Raw genomic sequence first — 16,867 nt, 5'->3', positions numbered from 1 at the left:
CCCCCAGTAAATGACAAGTTGTTACTTTTTGTTATTTTATTTGTTTCTATTTTTCCATTGTACTGCAACCATTTTCGGAATGCTATCTTTTCTCAATTATTCCCAAGCGCTGATGCTGTGCCATCCTTTTGTAAAACAACTTCAAAACCTTGGCGCATCCTTTCAAGTCCCTCGTGTAGTTTTGCTTGCGAACAGCCAATATTTAACCGTAAAAATCGTTGTCCATTACCGCCATAAATCGAGCCGTCCATAATGGCGACTTTCCCCACAGAAACTAAAGCCTCTTGTAAGCGGGCCACATCTGGAACTGCCGCTGATACATCCAACCACATTAAGTAAGTGGCTTCCAGCTCCGTCACTTTAATTTTTGGCAAATATGTCTGTAAAAAATCTTTCACGTAACGTTGGTTCTCCGCTAAATAATCATTCAACTCGTCAACCCAAGTACCACATTTTTGATAGGCCGTCATGGTTGCTAGCATTCCCAAAATACTTGTTGATGATAAACCATCGGCGTTTTTTAATTTGAGCTGAAAAGCGTCACGTAATTCGTTATCTGGAATTAGGGCGTAAGCAAAAATCAGCCCTGGAAAATTAAAGGTTTTCGTGCCACTGGTAATAATGGCAGATTTTTTATAATCAAATTGCGTAATTGGTCGATGAACTTGGCCTTTATTAACGATATCCATATGAATTTCATCAGAAAGTAAAAACACATCATACTGTTGGCACAATGAAACCATTCGCTCTAATTCCCATTGCTCCCAAACACGTCCTGTTGGATTATGCGGGGAACATAAAAGCAAACAGCGATTTTCTGGTTGCGCTAGTTTTTTTTCTAAATCAATAAAATCAATGCTGTAGCGCTTCTCTTGATAAAGCAGTTCATTTGCCACTACTTGCCGCTTATTTTCCTGAATAACTTTAAAAAATGCATCATAGGCAGGTGTTTGTAAAATAATGCCCTCCCCTTCGTTAGTTAATAATTGAATCAAAGCAGAAATCCCGTAGATAACGGTCGGGGTATACATAATCCAGTGTTCTTCAATCTTCGTCTGGAATCTTGTCTGGTACCACGTTTGAATTGCTTCTTTTAATTGCGGATGGTTCCACCTCGTATAGCCAAATACTGGATGGTTCAAACGCTCCTGTAATGTTGCCAGAACTGCCTCTGGCACAGCAAAATCCGTATCGGAAATAGTGAAGGGAAGCAAGTCCGCTTCCCCAAATCGGTCTTCTACAAAATCCCACTGTGTACAATACGTTCCTCGTCGATCAATTGCTTTATCAAACGACACACTCTTCACCTTCTGTCTTTTTTCTAACCTAAAATCATCTCTAATTGATTACGGACCGTTGTCACTTTGGTTCCGATAATCACTTGTACATTCTGCGCATCTAAATGTACAACGCCTAAAGCCCCTAATTGCTTTAATTTGTCATCATCTACTTTATTAGCATCTGCTAACACTAAACGTAAACGCGTAATGCAATTATCAATAGCTTGAATATTCTCTTGCCCACCCAAAGCCGCTAAAATCCCAGGCGCATCATAGCCACCCGTTTTCTTATATTGAACTTCTTGATCGGTATATTCAGTCTCATCTAAGACCTTGTCTCGTCCAGGTGTTTTTAAATCAAAGGTTACAATGACTGTTTTAAAGACGAAATAATAAACAACAAACCAGATAGCGCCGACAATGAGAACCCACCACCATTTTGTATAAGTTCCTTGTAACAAGCCAAAAATAACAAAGTCCAGTAGCCCGCCATCAGTGTTCCCAATCACAACACCTAATAAAGCCATTACCATGAAACCTAGACCAGTCATAATGACATGAAACAGCCATAATAATGGACTAATAAATAAGAATAAAAATTCAATTGGTTCTGTAATGCCAGTGATAGCCGTAGCAATTACACCCGAAAGGAGTAAGCCTTTAATCTTATGTCGATTCGCCGGAGCTGCAGTATGATACATCGCAAGTGCCGCCGCTGGTAAGCCAAAAATAAAGGTCGGCATTTTCCCTTGTGACAAGAAAGCTGTTGCGCTTGGTGAAATCGGTAAATTATTTTGCAATTCTGCATAGAAAATATTTAACGCACCAAACACTTCTTTGCCAGCCACCACCGCTGAACCCCCTGCTTCAGTAAAACGAATCATGGAAACCAAAATATGATGCAACCCAAACGGTAACAGTAGACGTTCCCCTGAACCAAACAGAAAAGGCCCAAAAATACCAGAACGTTGGATAAGTTGGCCAATCGCCATAATCATTAGCGCAAAAAGTGGCCAAACTAACGGAATTACTAAGCCCACGAAGGCCATCACTAATGAAGTAATAATTGGTACAAACCGTGCGCCAGAAAAGAAGGCAAAACTATCTGGTAGTTGCACCGTATAAAATCGATTATGCAACTTATAGACAATAAGCCCAGCGATAATTCCACCAAGAACGCCCATTTCAATCGTTTGAATCCCAAAAACCATTCCTTGGCCGGCTTCCCGCAACTGCTCAGGATCCACGAGGCGATTCGTCTGCACTAAATAGAAATTAATCGCTAAATTCATCACCGTATAGCCTACGAAACCTGAAAACGCAGCAATTCCTTTTTCTTTCCGAACTAACCCCAACGGAATGGCCATTGCAAACATGACAGGTAAATAGGCAAACGCAAAACCACCAATTGTCGACATAAATTGGAAAATAATTTTCACTGCGGGCTTTCCTAAAAACGGGATCGTTTCAATCATGGATTCACTGGAAAAAGAACTTCCTAATCCCAACAAAATCCCCATAAAAGCTAATAAAGCCACTGGCAACATAAACGTTTTACCTAATCCTTGGAAAAACTCCCAGAAAGTCGCTTTCTTTTTCTTTACTGCCATTTCTTAACTCCTCCATTCATTCTTTACAAAACTAAAAATGATTGCGTTTACATTCATTGCCCTCATTATAACTAGCCCAAAACAAAGAAAAAAGAGGCTACACTCTTTCTGTATCCCCTTACATCATTTAGTATGGTGTTGCATAAAATTACCGCGGCTGCTTTGCCTCTGCATACATTAATAAAACCGTATCGAACAAACAAATGACAGCAATTCTTGAACTTAAATCCACGCGCTGATGATAACGTGTCGTCCCTTTGGCAAATAACGTCGTCGTCGACAATTTTTCCAAGGTGCTTCCTTTAGTCGAAATCAAACTAATCATCGGCACTTGCTGTTCCTGCGCTACACGTGCATACGCTAAAATCCCCTTAGTTTCTCCTGTATAACTGACAAAAATGGCTAAATCCTGTCCGTCCAGATTCTTAACTGCTGCCGCTTGTTCATCCCAATCAGATCGTGCATAGGCTTTTTTTCCTAAAAATGTTAGCTTTCGTGCAAAATCAGTACAAATAGGAAAACTGCCACCAACACCGAACACTTCAATCGTATTCGCACGCTCAATCATTTTAAGCATTTCCGCGACTTTGGCTTCATCCATTTGTTGAAAACTGTCTTGCACATTGGCGATCAACTGTTGCGTAATAGCTTGAAAACTACGACTATCGCTTTCTGTGCTCTCGCTCTGCACCGATTGGACGATTGCGTATTTTAATTCTTGGAAGCCTCGATAACCTAAGTGTTTTGCCGTTCGAGAAATAGTGGCTGTTGAGACAAACAACGCCTGCGCCACCTCATAAATGGTTTGTGAACTAATTTCCGTCATATGCGTCAAAATATAATCCAGTACTTGATTTTCAATTTTACTTAAATGATTTCGTTTCTTTTCTAACAAAGCGATTAATCCCTCAGTCGACATCCAATCCCTCACTTTAAATCCTTTTTTATAATTATACACCAGAATATTCTGATTATTTCAATAAGAAAGTCCAAAATAACCAACAGCGGCTCCATCATTCGCCAGAGAAAAAAATCAGCCTTCCGATGGAGGTGTTTGTTGCGCTTTCTTGCTATACTCTGTATATAGAAAACAGGAAAAATTTGGAGGTAGTACGTATGAATAATCAACGACCAATGTTTATAAATATTCTTTTAGTGGTCCTTTTATTTTTAGTTGTCGGTTCACTCTTTAGTGCCGTTGTCGGTATCGTGGGAAGCTTATTGTGGCTAGCAGTAAAAATTTTAGTTCCCGTAGCGATTATCGTGTGGCTTGTTCGAACAATTTCGGGAAATAATGGCAACTGCCGCCGTCGTTATTAAAAAAAACAGGTTTTCCTTTTCGGAAAACCTGTTTTTTTTACTTCTTTTATCTAAAAGCATATACAATATTGCTAATACCAAACATCATAAAGTAGAAGCCAACTAAGAAGCTTAGAGTTAATGCTGAAGACAATGGATTAAATAATAACATTACACCTAAGATAATCCCTAAAACGTCAACAATTAATGTGAACCAGAAGTAACCTGTGCTTACTCGTTTAGCAAAATCTAAAGTAAATAAGCCGAAAATTGAGTCGAATAAAAACCAAATTGCAAAAACAAATGGTAACACAGCGACACCAATATTTAAGTTAAACAATAAGTAAACACCAATTAGGATATCAATAATCCCTAAGATGATTGGTGCATAAGCTTTGTAGCCTAGCAATTCTTTCATACGATTACGTACAAAAATTTCGAAAATCCCTTTAATAATAGCAAAAATCGCAAAAACCATCACAATGGCAATTAAATTACCGGCAGGATTTTGGAAAGAAATTAATGCAGTCAGAACAAATAGAATTCCTAATACTAATGAACCCCAGTCCATTCCATGATGTTGTCGTTGTTCCATGACACTCACTCCTCTATAAAATAATTTATTACACTTATTATGTTACTACTATTTTACAAGGTGTCAAATATTTTCATCGTGCTTTCTGAAAACCATTTCAATGATAACTCCATTAAAAACAACGTATCACTTGATTGTCTCTTTTTTGGTGCACAATTGTGCCTTTTTTGTATAAATAAGTCCCTCGTTTTCCCACAAAAAAACCGCTACTTTTTCATCTAGTTTATAAAAAAGTAACAGTTATAAATTATTTTTTCTTTTTCCCAATCGAGAGAATCCCTCTTTTTATGACATCAAAGAAACTCAAAGATTGGACCATATGATCTGGGTCAACATATTCACGAATAGCTCGTAACACTCGCTTCGGCTCTTTTGAAGCAAACGTATACGTCCCATTTTTCTTGGTTTGAATCGCATAACGAGGAATCCATTTTCCTTTGAACATTACTGAAGCCAACACGTAATCGACTTCTTCCCACGGAATTTGGATAAACTTACGTGGATCTTTGGCATGGTAAAATTCAAACCCGCGGTCACCTATCATAATTTGTCCATAATCTGTTAATCCTGTAAATGCCGTCGCATCTATAACTAAATCAACTTTTGTGTTTAATGATTGTACCATGTTATCTGCTCCATTTCATTCGACTAATTCCTCTTTATTATACGTTTCTTTCCTGATCGAAACAAACAAAATTACATCTTTGTTTAAAAAAGCGGAAGAAAAGTTTCTCGACTTCTCTTCCGCTTTTTTTGTTCCAGGATCAAAACCTGATAAACGGCGGAAACAGAACCAGCTCCTTCGGAAATAAGCCGAAATTCTCCAAAAATTAAAGAGCAATTTTCGAAAATTTCTTCTTATTTCTCGGAGCTAAACGGTGCTGTCCCGACCTCGTCATTCTTATAATAAGCCGATTAAGTGGCCGACTACGCCGACTACGAATAAACCAAGAATGATAACGATTGGGCTAACTTTTTTCTTCAATAACCACATACATAAGAATGTAAGTAGTAATGGTGCTAGACCTGGAATCAATTGATCTAAGTTATCTTGTAAAGTAGTAACTTTCGTTGGTGAAAGCGCCAAGCCTTGGTTCACTTGTTCAAAGGCTTTATGCATTCCTTCACCGCCAGCAGGAAGTTTATCCCACTCGATATAAGCACCTTTGTCTAACTTAACTTGTGAAACAATTGGTAAGAACTTAATCGATACCCAACGTTGAACCAATGCGGCCAGTACGAACATCCCTAAAATAGAAGCACCTTTTGTAATATCTTGTAGTAAACCACCTGAAAGGTCATCAGTAATTTTAGAACCTGCTTTGTAACCAAACTCTTGTGTATACCACATGAATGACCAACGAATTAAGTTCCAAGCAACGAAGAATAAGATTGGGCCTAAGATATTACCACCCATTGCTAAGGAAGCACCTAAAGCTCCTAACATTGGACGAACAGTAAACCAGAAAACTGGGTCACCGACACCGGCTAAAGGACCCATCATCCCAACTTTAACCCCTTGAATCGCTACGTCATCAACTGGTGCGCCATTGGCACGTTCTTCTTCCAAAGCTAATGTTACACCAAGGATTGGTGAGGCAATGTATGGGTGTGTATTAAAGAACTCTAAGTGACGTTTTAACGCCGCTGAACGTTCTTCTTTCGTTTTATATAATTTTTTGATTGCTGGAATCATTGAGAATGCCCAGCCGCCGTTTTGCATACGTTCATAGTTCCAAGAACCTTGGATAAATGTTGAACGCCAAGCTACAGCTAAACGATCTTTTTTAGTTAATTGAATTTTTTCTGCCATTTTCTTTGCTCCTCCTTCAGAATTAGTAGTCGTTTAAAATATCGCCTAATGGGTCGCCAGAGTTGCCTCCGCCATTTGAGTTAGAAGAACCGCCCATTTTAGATAAGTTCAAGTAAATAAGAGCTAAAGCGACACCTAAAGCACCTAATGCGATTAATGTTAATTGAGAAATCGCTGCGACTACGAAACCGATAATGAAGAATGGCCATACTTCTTTTGTTGCCATCATGTTGATTACTAATGCATAACCTACGGCAACGACCATACCACCACCGATAGCCATACCATCAGTTAACCAAGCTGGCATTGATTCTAAGAAATTACGAACAGTGTCTGCAGGAATGAATAGTAACGCACCTGCTGGAATCGCAATACGAATACCTTGTAAACATACAGCGAAAATGTGTAACATTTCAACTTGTTTAATGTTGCCTTTTTCAGCAGCCGCATCCATCATGTGAACGATTGGAACCGCAACTGTCCGAACGATCATTGTTAAGAACAAACCTGCAACCGCTAAAGGAACTGCGATGGCAATCGCTGAAGGAACACCTTTAACACCTTGGCCACCTAAAACTAAAATAATTGCTGAGGCAACAGATGCTAAAGCGGCATCCGGTGCAACGGCAGCCCCGATGTTCGCCCAACCTAACGCGATCATTTGTAAAGTACCACCTAAAACAATTCCGGCTTCTAAATTACCAGTAACTAATCCGATTAATGTACATGCTACTAACGGTTGGTGGAATTGGAACTCATCCAAAATCCCTTCCATACCAGCTAGAAAGGCAACGAGTAAAACTAAAATAATTGATATAACAGACATGATAAGCCTCCTATTTTGATTTGTATTTGGCGAGTTACGCGTTTGCTAACTCATTTTTTGCTTTTTTCAAAATTTCGTCCATATTCGCTTTTGAATCATTTGGCACTTTACGCACATCAAATTTGATGCCTTTGGCTTTTAATTCATCAAACGTATCAACGTCTTCTTGACCCATTGATAATACTTTGCTTACAACGACTTTTCCAACAGAGTGAGCCATTGAACCAACGTTTACTTCTGGGATTTCTACGCCGCCTTCAACCACTTTTAAGACGTCTTCAGGATTTTCAAATAATAATAATGCTTTTGTATTGCCAAAACGTGGATCTTTCGCTACTTCAATCATTTTACTGATTGGAATAACATTGGCTTTTACTCCTGGAGGAGCTGCTTGTTCGATTAATTTCTTACGTAAGTCATCTTTTGCAACGGCATCAGAAACAACAATAATTCTGTTTGGTTGTGTTGCTTTTGTCCAAGCTGTTGCTACTTGACCATGTAATAAACGTGAATCAATACGTGCTAGCACAAATTTAATTTTGCCATCGCCAACAACTGTACCTGGTGGTAACGAACCTTTTGGCTGTGCATCTTCTGTCGCAGCAGCTTTTGGTGCTTCTGCTGGTTGTAACTCTTCTGGTTTAACTTTGACACCATCTTTTGCTGTTTCAAGAATATGTGTCGCAATTTCTTGTGCTGATTCCATAGAGAAACGAGAAGCATATGCTTCAATAACCATTGGTAAATTCATACCTGCAACGATTGCCCATTTGTCTTTATGATCTTCTAACAATGAGTTCGCTTGGTTAAATGGTGTTCCTCCCCATAGGTCAACTAAAAATAGTACTTCGTCTTGATTGTCAAACGATGCAATGGCTTCTTGCATTTTTGCTTTTACATCATCGGGACCTTCGCTAGGCATTAACGTAACTGCTTTTACATTTTCTTGTTCGCCAAAGATCATTGCACCAGATTGCAAGATCCCTTCAGCAAATTCACCGTGACTTGCTAGGATAATTCCTACCATTTTTATACCTCCTGTATAATTGATGTTTTTTTTCATGGTTGTACTGCTAAACGCTTTCACTTTTTGAAAAAAATCAGATAAATCAGATTCTGACAAAAATAAATGAAAAAATTTCAATAGTTCTTGATTTTTTTCAACATCAGCACTTGCCTTTATCAATACAGTTCATGAAGCAATGATGTTGGTCCTAGGCCACCACATCCTTTCAATGTCTTTCGTCTGTAAAAATGAACGTCAGCTGGCGTTATTTTCTTTGCTACGCTCTTTTTTCAGTAAATCCATCAAATTCACTTGGCTGTCTGCTGCGACTTTTCGAATTTCCAATTCAATACCTTGTTCATTTAAAAACAGAAATGCTTTTAAATCGTTGGCATCCACTGCGACTGCATTCGTAATCATTCGCTTGCCTGTACTGAAACTCATTCCGCCAATATTCACAGAAGTTAGTTGTACACCGCCTTCGACCACTCGTTTCACGTCCAAAGGATTAGTGAATAACAACATGGCTCGAAACGAATCAAAACGAGGATCAGGGTAAACATCAATCATTTTTTGAACAGTGATGACATTTACTTTGACACCAGGTGGAGCAGCTTGAACCAACAAGGCTTTTCTCAAATTGTCATGAGCAACGGAATCACTAACCACTAAAATGCGATTAATGTTCGTCAATTTTGCCCAAACAGTTGCTACTTGGCCATGAATTAATCGATCATCAATTCGAGCTAAACGAATATCCATTACCATCGGGAATGCTCCTTTAAATTCATTTTTAAAGGTTAGGACCTTTGTCTTTTTACCTAAAAATTTTAGGTAAAAAGGGACACCTTATTATAAGCAAGTTTCGTGCCAACTTTAGTGTATCGGTTCGAAACCTAGAAAATTATAGGTTTTTTTAAGAAAATCAAAAAAACGATACACTAATAAATAGTGTATCGTTTTTTCTGTATTAATCTAGTGTATCAATTTCGGTGATTTTATCTTCGATACACTGAGCATTTTTGACTAACTGTGCGATAAAATAAACTTCTTCTGCTGGAACATCCATATTAAGAGCTTCTTCCATAGTCTCAATTGAGGCCACAATCACTGGATAAATTGGCTCTTGAACCAATCGACCAAGTTCCTTTTCTGAAACCGTCAGTGTATCATTCCGTAAAATACGCTCCAACATGCCCGATGTGTGCATAATCAAATTGATATAAAATGTGTACTCTTCTGGCATCGCTAATTGGGTTTGGATATTTTTAGCGAATGACCACAACAGATCAATGATTTTTTTTCCATTAATGAAAGTGAAACTTTGCTCCATATATTTTAGACAAATTTCTTTTGCTGCCGCTTCGTCCAACGGCTTATTCATTACTTCTTCTTTCCGCTCTGCTAGTAATTGCTGAATAATTTTTTCTGCTTCACCGGAAAAGAAATTTTCCATGGAAATATAAGGAACTCCAATTTTGGGATTGGTAATCCCAGTTGTCGCAATAATTTCATAGTCTTCTTGAATTTTAGGCAAGACTTCTTTCATATTTACAATGGACAAAGGAATCACTTCTAAATGCCAGTCTATTTGTGGCAAGACAGCTTCCTCAATAAGCTCTTTCATTCGGCGCGCAGTTCCTTCTCCAGAAGCGCAGATAGCAATAATTGCTCTTGTTTTCCAATTTTCAATGATTTGTTTCGTTTCACTTTGGCGAATATCGGCATAGCCATGAAAGTTTTTTAAAGACTCGTGAAGTGTTTCCAATTGCGTATCAATTAATGCGGTTTTGCGGGCCGCTTCAAGAACAATTGGCGTGGTCACCATGTCTACTGTCCGCACATCAATGCCTGTCTGGCGTACAATTTCTTCTGAAAACGTACTTAATGAACCCATATCCACCAATAATAGTACGCCATTCTCTTCATTCACTTCACCAACTGCTTCAACGATTTTACGCAAAGCTTCTTTCGGTGGCATATCTAAAGGCATATCCACAGCCTTCAAATTATCAACATTTAACAATTGAGAAACCACTTGTACCATACTGCTAGCGGTACTATTTCCGTGCGCAGCCACGACAATGCCAATCCGGCCAGCCTCAGGATTTTCTCTTAAAGAAATGAGCAAAACAGCTAAATAGTAACTTTCAGATTCAGGAATCTCCATCTGATAACTACTTTCAATAATATTTTTAATTTCTTTTGCTGTTTCAAACTCTGTTGGATAATCTAAAACCATATTTCGAATACTTTCATTTAAAGGATGCTTAGGATCTTTACCTAATTGGATGCGTTTCAAGAAAGAACTAATGTGTAAACTCATTGCATAAATAAAATTGGGTTGAAACGAATACGATAACCGCTTCGCTGCAAAATTATAAATTTTCTTAGTGACATCAATAATTCGTTGGTCAACAATTTCAGCCAATTTATTTTCTGTATCAAAGGTGAATCCATAATCTTTGTAGAAAGATTTTAAATGAACATTGATATCCGTTGTAATAAAATTATTAATTAGTTCTTGGTCCAAGCCGTCTGCTTTTAAGAGAGCCGCTTTATCTCCAATAATCTCATATAGATTGTAAGGCAATTCATAGGCATCTGACTGAATAGCTACTAAAGATTCATTTGGTGATACCACTAATTGCGGTTCCAGATATTTCGATAACTCCGACAATACTTCTCGATTACTGGCAAGTTGCATAATGCCTTCTTTAATATTGTCCGTTAATTCGTCCATCGTAATCATTAATTCCTCTTGTTCCATCTGATTAAGGAACCCTCGCGCAGTCACAAGTTGCACATTCGATTTTAGCTGACCGACATTTCCATAAGAAACACTTCCAATTAACGCTTTGACCACATCTTCTGACAAAGAGATTCGCCGTTGAATCCGCGCTGCTTCCATTGAAACCATCACTTTTAGGAGGTCAATTTTTTCTTTCGCAGGACGGTCACTAAAGTTCGGTAATTGAATGATAATCGGAATGCGTCGCACAAAAGTATTCAATAAAGAAGAAGTAGGATTCTCCGTCGTAGCACAAATAATCCGAACATCCGCATGATGTGATTTCACTGTTTCACCTAAACGCGCGTACACGCCGTGATCCATAAAATAAAAAATCATTTCTTGTCCTTCGGGTGGTAACCGATGTACTTCATCTAAAAACAGAATGCTGCCATCTGCTTCATCAATAATCCCTTCTTTCGCTTTCGTAGCGCCTGTGAAGGCCCCTTCCACATACCCAAATAAATGCGACATCAAAAGTTCTGGATTATGCGCATAGTCTGCACAGTTAAACACCACAAACTCTTTTTCTTTGGCCACAATTTGGTTCAGCTTCGCAAATTGAAACATGGCATGAGCAAAATAAGTTTTCCCAGAACCTGTTGGTCCAGTAATTAAACAATTCAAGCCTTTTGGCGGATATAAAATCGCTGCTTTGGCTTGTTCAACCGGCGTTTTCATGCTTCCAGCTGAACCGATAATTTTTTTGAAAATATCTTCAACTTCTGGGGTTTTACTTGTCGTGACTACTGGTTCAACCAATGGTTCGATAAAAGTTTTTGTGGAGTGATCCATTGATTTTTCCCGATAACTTTTAACTGGCTTGGTTAATGGTCGATGCTGAAACGCCACCTGCGCGACATATTTTACTGGTCGACCAGATAATTTTTTCAAGCGCCCTTCACGAACCAGTTGATTCAAATCTTTACTAGCATTGGTCCGCTGAATGTTTAAACGTTCTGAAATTTCTTGTGTCGTGACTCCCGCATCACTTGTTAAGGTCATTGGCGTTAAATTCTTCGTTTGCTCTTTAACATATTGATAGATTTTTTCAATCCGCTTCATTTTTGATGGCTCCTTTAATCGATACACTAATTAATTTACATGATACAGTGTATCATTAAAAAAATACACTAAAAACCCTTTCATGAAAAAAATTTCTGTTTCACATGAAACATTTTAAAAAAGCGCCTTTTTTCTATAAAAAACCCACCTTTTTATTCGTTTCTGTAAAAAGATTGAAACTCCTTGAAAAAAGGTTCTGTAGCCGATATAATGCAGAGAGGTTCAAGAATATATTAAAAGCGAGGAAAACAATTGATTACTGTTAATGATGTAAGTTTACAATTTCCAGATCGTAAACTTTTTGAAGAAGTGAATATTAAATTTACTCCTGGCAACTGTTACGGCTTAATCGGCGCAAACGGTGCAGGAAAATCAACGTTTCTTAAAATTTTATCAGGTGAGATTCAACCGACAACTGGCGTGGTTTCAATGGGTCCTAATGAGCGACTAGCGACGCTGAAACAAAATCACTTTGACTACGAAGACTACACTGTTTTAGAAACTGTAATTATGGGACATAAACGTCTTTACGAAGTAATGAAAGAAAAAGATGCTATCTATATGAAAGAAGATTTTTCAGATGAAGATGGGATTCGTGCCGCAGAACTAGAAGGCGAATTTGCTGAACTTGACGGTTGGGAAGCAGAACCTGAAGCAGCTGTTTTACTCCAAGGGCTAAACATTCCAGAAGAATTACATGATCAAAAAATGAGCGAATTAACAGCTGGTCAAAAAGTCAAAGTATTATTAGCTCAATCTCTTTTTGGCAAACCAGATGTCTTACTATTAGACGAGCCGACAAATGGTTTAGACACTCGCTCAATCAATTGGTTAGAAGAATTTTTAATCAACTTTGAAAATACCGTTATCGTGGTTTCCCATGACCGTCATTTCCTAAACAAAGTCTGCACTCACATGGCAGATTTAGACTTTAGTAAAATCAAACTTTACGTTGGTAACTATGATTTCTGGTTGGAATCAAGCCAACTAGCGACAAAATTGCAAGCACAATCTAATGCCAAAAAAGAAGAACAAATCAAAGAATTACAAGACTTTATCGCTCGTTTTAGTGCCAATGCCTCAAAATCAAAACAAGCAACGTCTCGTAAAAAAATGTTAGATAAAATTACCTTAGATGACATTCAACCTTCCTCTCGTCGTTATCCATTCGTTGGTTTTACACCAGAACGTGAAATCGGCAATGACTTATTACAAGTTGAAAATGTCTCTGTAACGATTGATGGCAAAAAAATCTTAGATAATATCTCGTTCAACTTAACAAAAGATGATAAAGTGGCATTCATCGCTGACTCAGATATTACAACGACTACGTTATTCAAAGTGATTATGGGCGAAATTACTCCCGATACAGGTTCTGTTCGTTGGGGCGTTACAACTAGCCAAGCTTATTTACCAAAAGACAACAGCAAAGACTTTGAAGAGCCATTAACCATTTTAGATTGGTTACGTCAATTTGCTGGTAAAGAAGAAGATGACAATACGTTCTTACGTAGTTTCTTAGGTCGGATGTTATTCTCTGGTGAAGAGGTACTAAAACCAGTCAATGTTCTTTCCGGAGGCGAAAAAGTGCGTGTCATGCTTTCAAAATTGATGCTTTCCAAAGCCAATGTCTTAGTTTTAGATGATCCAACGAACCACTTAGACTTAGAATCAATCACTGCATTAAATGATGGGTTGATGGCTTTCACTGGTTCAATTCTTTTTGCTTCACATGACCACCAATTTATCCAAACATTAGCGAACCGAATTATTGCTGTTTCTGATAAAGGGGTCATTGATCGGGCAGAAACAACCTATGATGAATTCTTGGAAAACCCAGAAATTCAAAAACAAATGGACATTTTATTCAGTTCAGATTATTAAAAAATGAGGTCGGGACAGAAGCGTTTAACTCCGAGAACCAAGTAGGTACTGTTCAACATCTATTTACTTTGCAAATAGTGTTTCTCAGCAATAAGAAGGAATTTCCGAAAATTGTCATAAAACACAACGAGGAACGAGTTGATGTTGCATGATACCTACCCGGTGTTCTATAATTTTTGGAGACCAAGTAGGTATTGTTCATCATCGAATCACTACGTTCTTCGTGATTCTCAACAATTTCGGCTTATTTCCGAAGGACCTTCAACTCTTAGAGCTTTAGCTCTTAGAAGTTGTTGAGATCGGAGCAACGCGTAGTGTTGCTTCTGTTCCCGCCGTTTATCAATTTTTAAGCCTGGGACAAAAATCCAAAGTGATTTTTGTCCCAGGCTCATTTTTTATTTTCTTTTTTCACCAAAAGAAAACACAGCAATACAACCTATTCCAGTATGACTAGTAATGGTGGGGCCTAGAGGATAAATCAGTATCTCATTAACCTCTATTTCTTTTTCAATTAATTCTTTGACTTTTTCCGCGTCATCTTTCGTTCCCGCATATGCAATCAACAGTGTTTGTTTCATTGGCTCTACAATGCCTTGAATCGTTTCTTGCGCAATCTTTTGCAAGGACTTGTTTCGTCCACGAGTTTTACCAACGGATGCTAGTTTGCCTGCCGCATCCACGCGAATAATTGGTTTAATGTTCATTAAGCCACCAAGTGCTGCCGCTGTTTTAGAAATCCGTCCGCCACGTTCTAAATGTTTTAAATCATCTACCGTTACCCACGAGTGAAGTTTCATTTTTTGCTCTTCAAGATAGGCAACAACTTCTCCTAATGAATGACCATCTGTTTGTAATCGAATGGCTTCTCGGACTAACATCCCTTGACCTAAGCTAGCTGCTTTTGTATCAATAATATGAATTTCTACATTATCGTACTCTTCTTTTAACATCTCTACTGATTGCAACGCACTTTGATAAGAGCCACTTAACCCAGATGAAAAAGCTAAATAAATCACCGGTAACCCTTGCTCCACAAAAGGACGGAAAAATTCATTGTAGCGTCCTACATTAACTTGAGAGGTAGTGGGCATACTTCCATTTTTAATAGCCGTTAAGAAGTTCTGATAATCAAACGTTTCGCCTAAATCATCGCGATATTCTTTCCCGTCAATTTGAATATTCATGCTAATAAAAGGTACTTGGTTTTCTTTTAAGTATGTATACGGCAAGTCACAACAAGAATCTGTCACTAATTGATAATTCACGGACAATTGCCCCCTTCATGTTTTCTTTTATTTTACCATAGTTTTTAATTTTTATATAAAAATTAAAAAAGAACGTAAAGGCTGAACTGGCATAAGCCATCCTTTACGTTCCCTTAAAAATCTGCTTAAATTTGTGCCCAAACGCTTTCTAAAACGTTCGTTTGGTTACGGTCTGGACCTACAGAGAATGTTGAAATGCGCACACCAACTAATTCTGAAATCCGATGCACATAGTTACGAGCATTAGCTGGTAAATCGGCTAAAGTTTTGCAACCAGTGATATCTTCAGACCAACCTGGTAATTCTTCATAAACTGGTTTACAGCGGCTTAATTCTTTCAAGCTTGCTGGATAATGATAAATTAATTCACCATCAAGTTCATAAGCTGTACAAATTTTCACCGTTTCTAAACCACTTAACACGTCAATCGAGTTTAATGACAAGTTTGTAATCCCTGATACACGTTTTGAATGACGCATGACTACTGAATCAAACCAACCGACACGACGCGGACGTCCTGTTGTTGTTCCGTATTCTTTACCGACACGACGAATGGTTTCTCCTGTTTCATCAAATAATTCTGTTGGGAATGGGCCGTCACCGACACGTGAAGTGTACGCTTTGCAGACACCAACCACTTTATTAATTTTTGATGGACCAACGCCACTACCGATAGTTACGCCACCAGCTACTGGATTAGAGGAAGTAACAAATGGATAGGTTCCTTGATCGATATCCAACATGACACCTTGTGCCCCTTCAAATAAAACCCGTTTTCCAGCATCTAATGCATCGTTTAAAATAACCGAAGTATCTGTAACATATTGTTTAATTTGTTGTCCGTATTCATAGTATTCTTCAAAAATATCATCAAATTCAATGGCTTCGCTATCAAACATTTTAACGAATTGACGATTTTTTTCTTCTAAGTTAATTTGCAAACGTTCCGCAAAAATTTCTTTATCCAATAAATCAGCGATACGGATTCCCACCCGTGCTGCTTTATCCATGTAGGCTGGGCCAATTCCTTTAATCGTTGTCCCAATCTTGTTTTCACCTTTCGCATCTTCTTGCAATTGATCCAATTTAATATGATACGGCAAGATGACATGGGCACGATCTGAAATACGTAAATTATCAGTGGCAACATTATTTTCTTTTAAATAAGCTAATTCTTTTACTAAAGATTTTGGATTCACAACTACGCCGTTACCAATTACACTAATTTTTTCTTTATAGAAAATCCCTGAAGGAATTAAATGTAATTTATACGTTACGCCGTCGAATTTAATGGTATGTCCGGCGTTATCTCCGCCTTGGTAACGAGCGATCACTTCTGCGTTTTCACTTAGAAAGTCTGTAATTTTTCCTTTACCTTCGTCGCCCCATTGCGTTCCAACAACTACTACTGATGACATTCGAACACCTCGTTC

General features: G+C 38.2%; 15 protein-coding genes. 2 read left to right on the top strand and 13 right to left on the bottom strand.

Features of this window, described 5'->3' with window-relative positions; translation table 11 throughout:
• Positions 1–92: 92 nt before the first annotated feature.
• The 3 genes from IGL13_RS00135 to IGL13_RS00125 form a co-directional block, all read right to left on the bottom strand.
• Entirely contained in the window at positions 93–1,307 is a 1,215-nt protein-coding gene (locus tag IGL13_RS00135; RefSeq protein WP_002401641.1) for a MalY/PatB family protein, read from the bottom strand.
• Between the two features lie 14 nt (positions 1,308–1,321).
• A complete protein-coding gene (gene malX, locus IGL13_RS00130; protein ID WP_002378674.1) occupies positions 1,322–2,890 on the bottom strand; it encodes a maltose/glucose-specific PTS transporter subunit IIBC in 1,569 nt (522 codons plus the stop codon).
• A 148-nt stretch (positions 2,891–3,038) separates the two neighbouring features.
• The gene (locus tag IGL13_RS00125) at positions 3,039–3,809 is read right to left on the bottom strand and encodes a MurR/RpiR family transcriptional regulator (protein WP_002387434.1); all 771 of its coding nucleotides are present in this window, start codon (positions 3,807–3,809) and stop codon (positions 3,039–3,041) included.
• A 197-nt stretch (positions 3,810–4,006) separates the two neighbouring features.
• On the opposite strand from IGL13_RS00125, the gene IGL13_RS00120 reads away from it, so the two are divergent.
• On the top strand, positions 4,007–4,210 hold the full coding sequence (locus IGL13_RS00120; RefSeq protein WP_002381332.1) for a hypothetical protein: 204 nt from the start codon (positions 4,007–4,009) through the stop codon (positions 4,208–4,210).
• Positions 4,211–4,256: 46 nt separating this feature from the next.
• Here the strand turns inward: IGL13_RS00120 and IGL13_RS00115 are convergent, their stop codons facing one another.
• The 8 genes from IGL13_RS00115 to IGL13_RS00080 all read right to left on the bottom strand — a co-directional run bounded on the left by IGL13_RS00115 (position 4,257) and on the right by IGL13_RS00080 (position 12,285).
• On the bottom strand, positions 4,257–4,784 hold the full coding sequence (locus tag IGL13_RS00115; RefSeq protein WP_002356034.1) for an HdeD family acid-resistance protein: 528 nt from the start codon (positions 4,782–4,784) through the stop codon (positions 4,257–4,259).
• A gap of 247 nt (positions 4,785–5,031) precedes the next feature.
• Positions 5,032–5,409, bottom strand: a complete 378-nt coding sequence (locus IGL13_RS00110; RefSeq protein WP_002356033.1) for a DUF956 family protein — start codon at positions 5,407–5,409, stop codon at positions 5,032–5,034.
• A gap of 15 nt (positions 5,410–5,424) precedes the next feature.
• Positions 5,425–5,625, bottom strand: a complete 201-nt coding sequence (locus IGL13_RS00105) for a hypothetical protein (RefSeq protein ID WP_016632573.1) — start codon at positions 5,623–5,625, stop codon at positions 5,425–5,427.
• A 60-nt stretch (positions 5,626–5,685) separates the two neighbouring features.
• Positions 5,686–6,597, bottom strand: a complete 912-nt coding sequence (locus IGL13_RS00100) for a PTS system mannose/fructose/sorbose family transporter subunit IID (protein WP_002356032.1) — start codon at positions 6,595–6,597, stop codon at positions 5,686–5,688.
• A gap of 22 nt (positions 6,598–6,619) precedes the next feature.
• A complete protein-coding gene (locus tag IGL13_RS00095) occupies positions 6,620–7,423 on the bottom strand; it encodes a PTS mannose/fructose/sorbose transporter subunit IIC (protein WP_002356031.1) in 804 nt (267 codons plus the stop codon).
• A gap of 34 nt (positions 7,424–7,457) precedes the next feature.
• On the bottom strand, positions 7,458–8,450 hold the full coding sequence (locus IGL13_RS00090) for a mannose/fructose/sorbose PTS transporter subunit IIA (protein ID WP_002356030.1): 993 nt from the start codon (positions 8,448–8,450) through the stop codon (positions 7,458–7,460).
• 234 nt (positions 8,451–8,684) lie between these two features.
• Positions 8,685–9,197 carry a mannose/fructose/sorbose PTS transporter subunit IIB gene (locus IGL13_RS00085; protein WP_002385473.1) on the bottom strand — a complete coding sequence of 171 codons (513 nt, stop codon included), beginning with the start codon at positions 9,195–9,197 and terminating at the stop codon, positions 8,685–8,687.
• A 202-nt stretch (positions 9,198–9,399) separates the two neighbouring features.
• Positions 9,400–12,285 (bottom strand): sigma 54-interacting transcriptional regulator, encoded by a 2,886-nt coding sequence (locus tag IGL13_RS00080; RefSeq protein ID WP_002356028.1) that lies wholly within the window; start codon positions 12,283–12,285, stop codon positions 9,400–9,402.
• A 252-nt stretch (positions 12,286–12,537) separates the two neighbouring features.
• Between IGL13_RS00080 and IGL13_RS00075 the strand changes: the two genes are divergently transcribed.
• Positions 12,538–14,169, top strand: a complete 1,632-nt coding sequence (locus IGL13_RS00075) for an ABC-F family ATP-binding cassette domain-containing protein (protein WP_002356027.1) — start codon at positions 12,538–12,540, stop codon at positions 14,167–14,169.
• 395 nt (positions 14,170–14,564) lie between these two features.
• Here IGL13_RS00075 and IGL13_RS00070 read toward each other — a convergent pair whose 3' ends face one another.
• Positions 14,565–15,434, bottom strand: coding sequence for a DegV family protein (locus IGL13_RS00070; protein ID WP_002359214.1), 870 nt, complete (start codon positions 15,432–15,434; stop codon positions 14,565–14,567).
• A 125-nt stretch (positions 15,435–15,559) separates the two neighbouring features.
• Complete coding sequence (locus tag IGL13_RS00065) at positions 15,560–16,852, bottom strand: adenylosuccinate synthase (protein WP_002359213.1); 1,293 nt, start codon at positions 16,850–16,852, stop codon at positions 15,560–15,562.
• Between the last annotated feature and the right edge of the window lie 15 nt (positions 16,853–16,867).

Origin of the sequence: Enterococcus sp. DIV1937, from assembly GCF_050535975.1 — a bacterium.
Taxonomy (GTDB): domain Bacteria; phylum Bacillota; class Bacilli; order Lactobacillales; family Enterococcaceae; genus Enterococcus; species Enterococcus faecalis.
Note: the sequence above shows the minus strand (reverse complement) of the source record. Positions and strands in the feature narration are given on the sequence as shown.

Bases quoted from the DNA above. Each gene is read 5' to 3' on its own strand.
- malX (WP_002378674.1), bottom strand. From the start codon at position 2,890: ATGGCAGTAAAGAAAAAGAAAGCGACTTTCTGGGAGTTTTTCCAAGGA.
- IGL13_RS00125 (WP_002387434.1), bottom strand. From the start codon at position 3,809: ATGTCGACTGAGGGATTAATCGCTTTGTTAGAAAAGAAACGAAATCAT.
- IGL13_RS00120 (WP_002381332.1), top strand. From the start codon at position 4,007: ATGAATAATCAACGACCAATGTTTATAAATATTCTTTTAGTGGTCCTT.
- IGL13_RS00115 (WP_002356034.1), bottom strand. From the start codon at position 4,784: ATGGAACAACGACAACATCATGGAATGGACTGGGGTTCATTAGTATTA.
- IGL13_RS00110 (WP_002356033.1), bottom strand. From the start codon at position 5,409: ATGGTACAATCATTAAACACAAAAGTTGATTTAGTTATAGATGCGACG.
- IGL13_RS00100 (WP_002356032.1), bottom strand. From the start codon at position 6,597: ATGGCAGAAAAAATTCAATTAACTAAAAAAGATCGTTTAGCTGTAGCT.
- IGL13_RS00095 (WP_002356031.1), bottom strand. From the start codon at position 7,423: ATGTCTGTTATATCAATTATTTTAGTTTTACTCGTTGCCTTTCTAGCT.
- IGL13_RS00090 (WP_002356030.1), bottom strand. From the start codon at position 8,450: ATGGTAGGAATTATCCTAGCAAGTCACGGTGAATTTGCTGAAGGGATC.
- IGL13_RS00085 (WP_002385473.1), bottom strand. From the start codon at position 9,197: ATGGTAATGGATATTCGTTTAGCTCGAATTGATGATCGATTAATTCAT.
- IGL13_RS00080 (WP_002356028.1), bottom strand. From the start codon at position 12,285: ATGAAGCGGATTGAAAAAATCTATCAATATGTTAAAGAGCAAACGAAG.
- IGL13_RS00065 (WP_002359213.1), bottom strand. From the start codon at position 16,852: ATGTCATCAGTAGTAGTTGTTGGAACGCAATGGGGCGACGAAGGTAAA.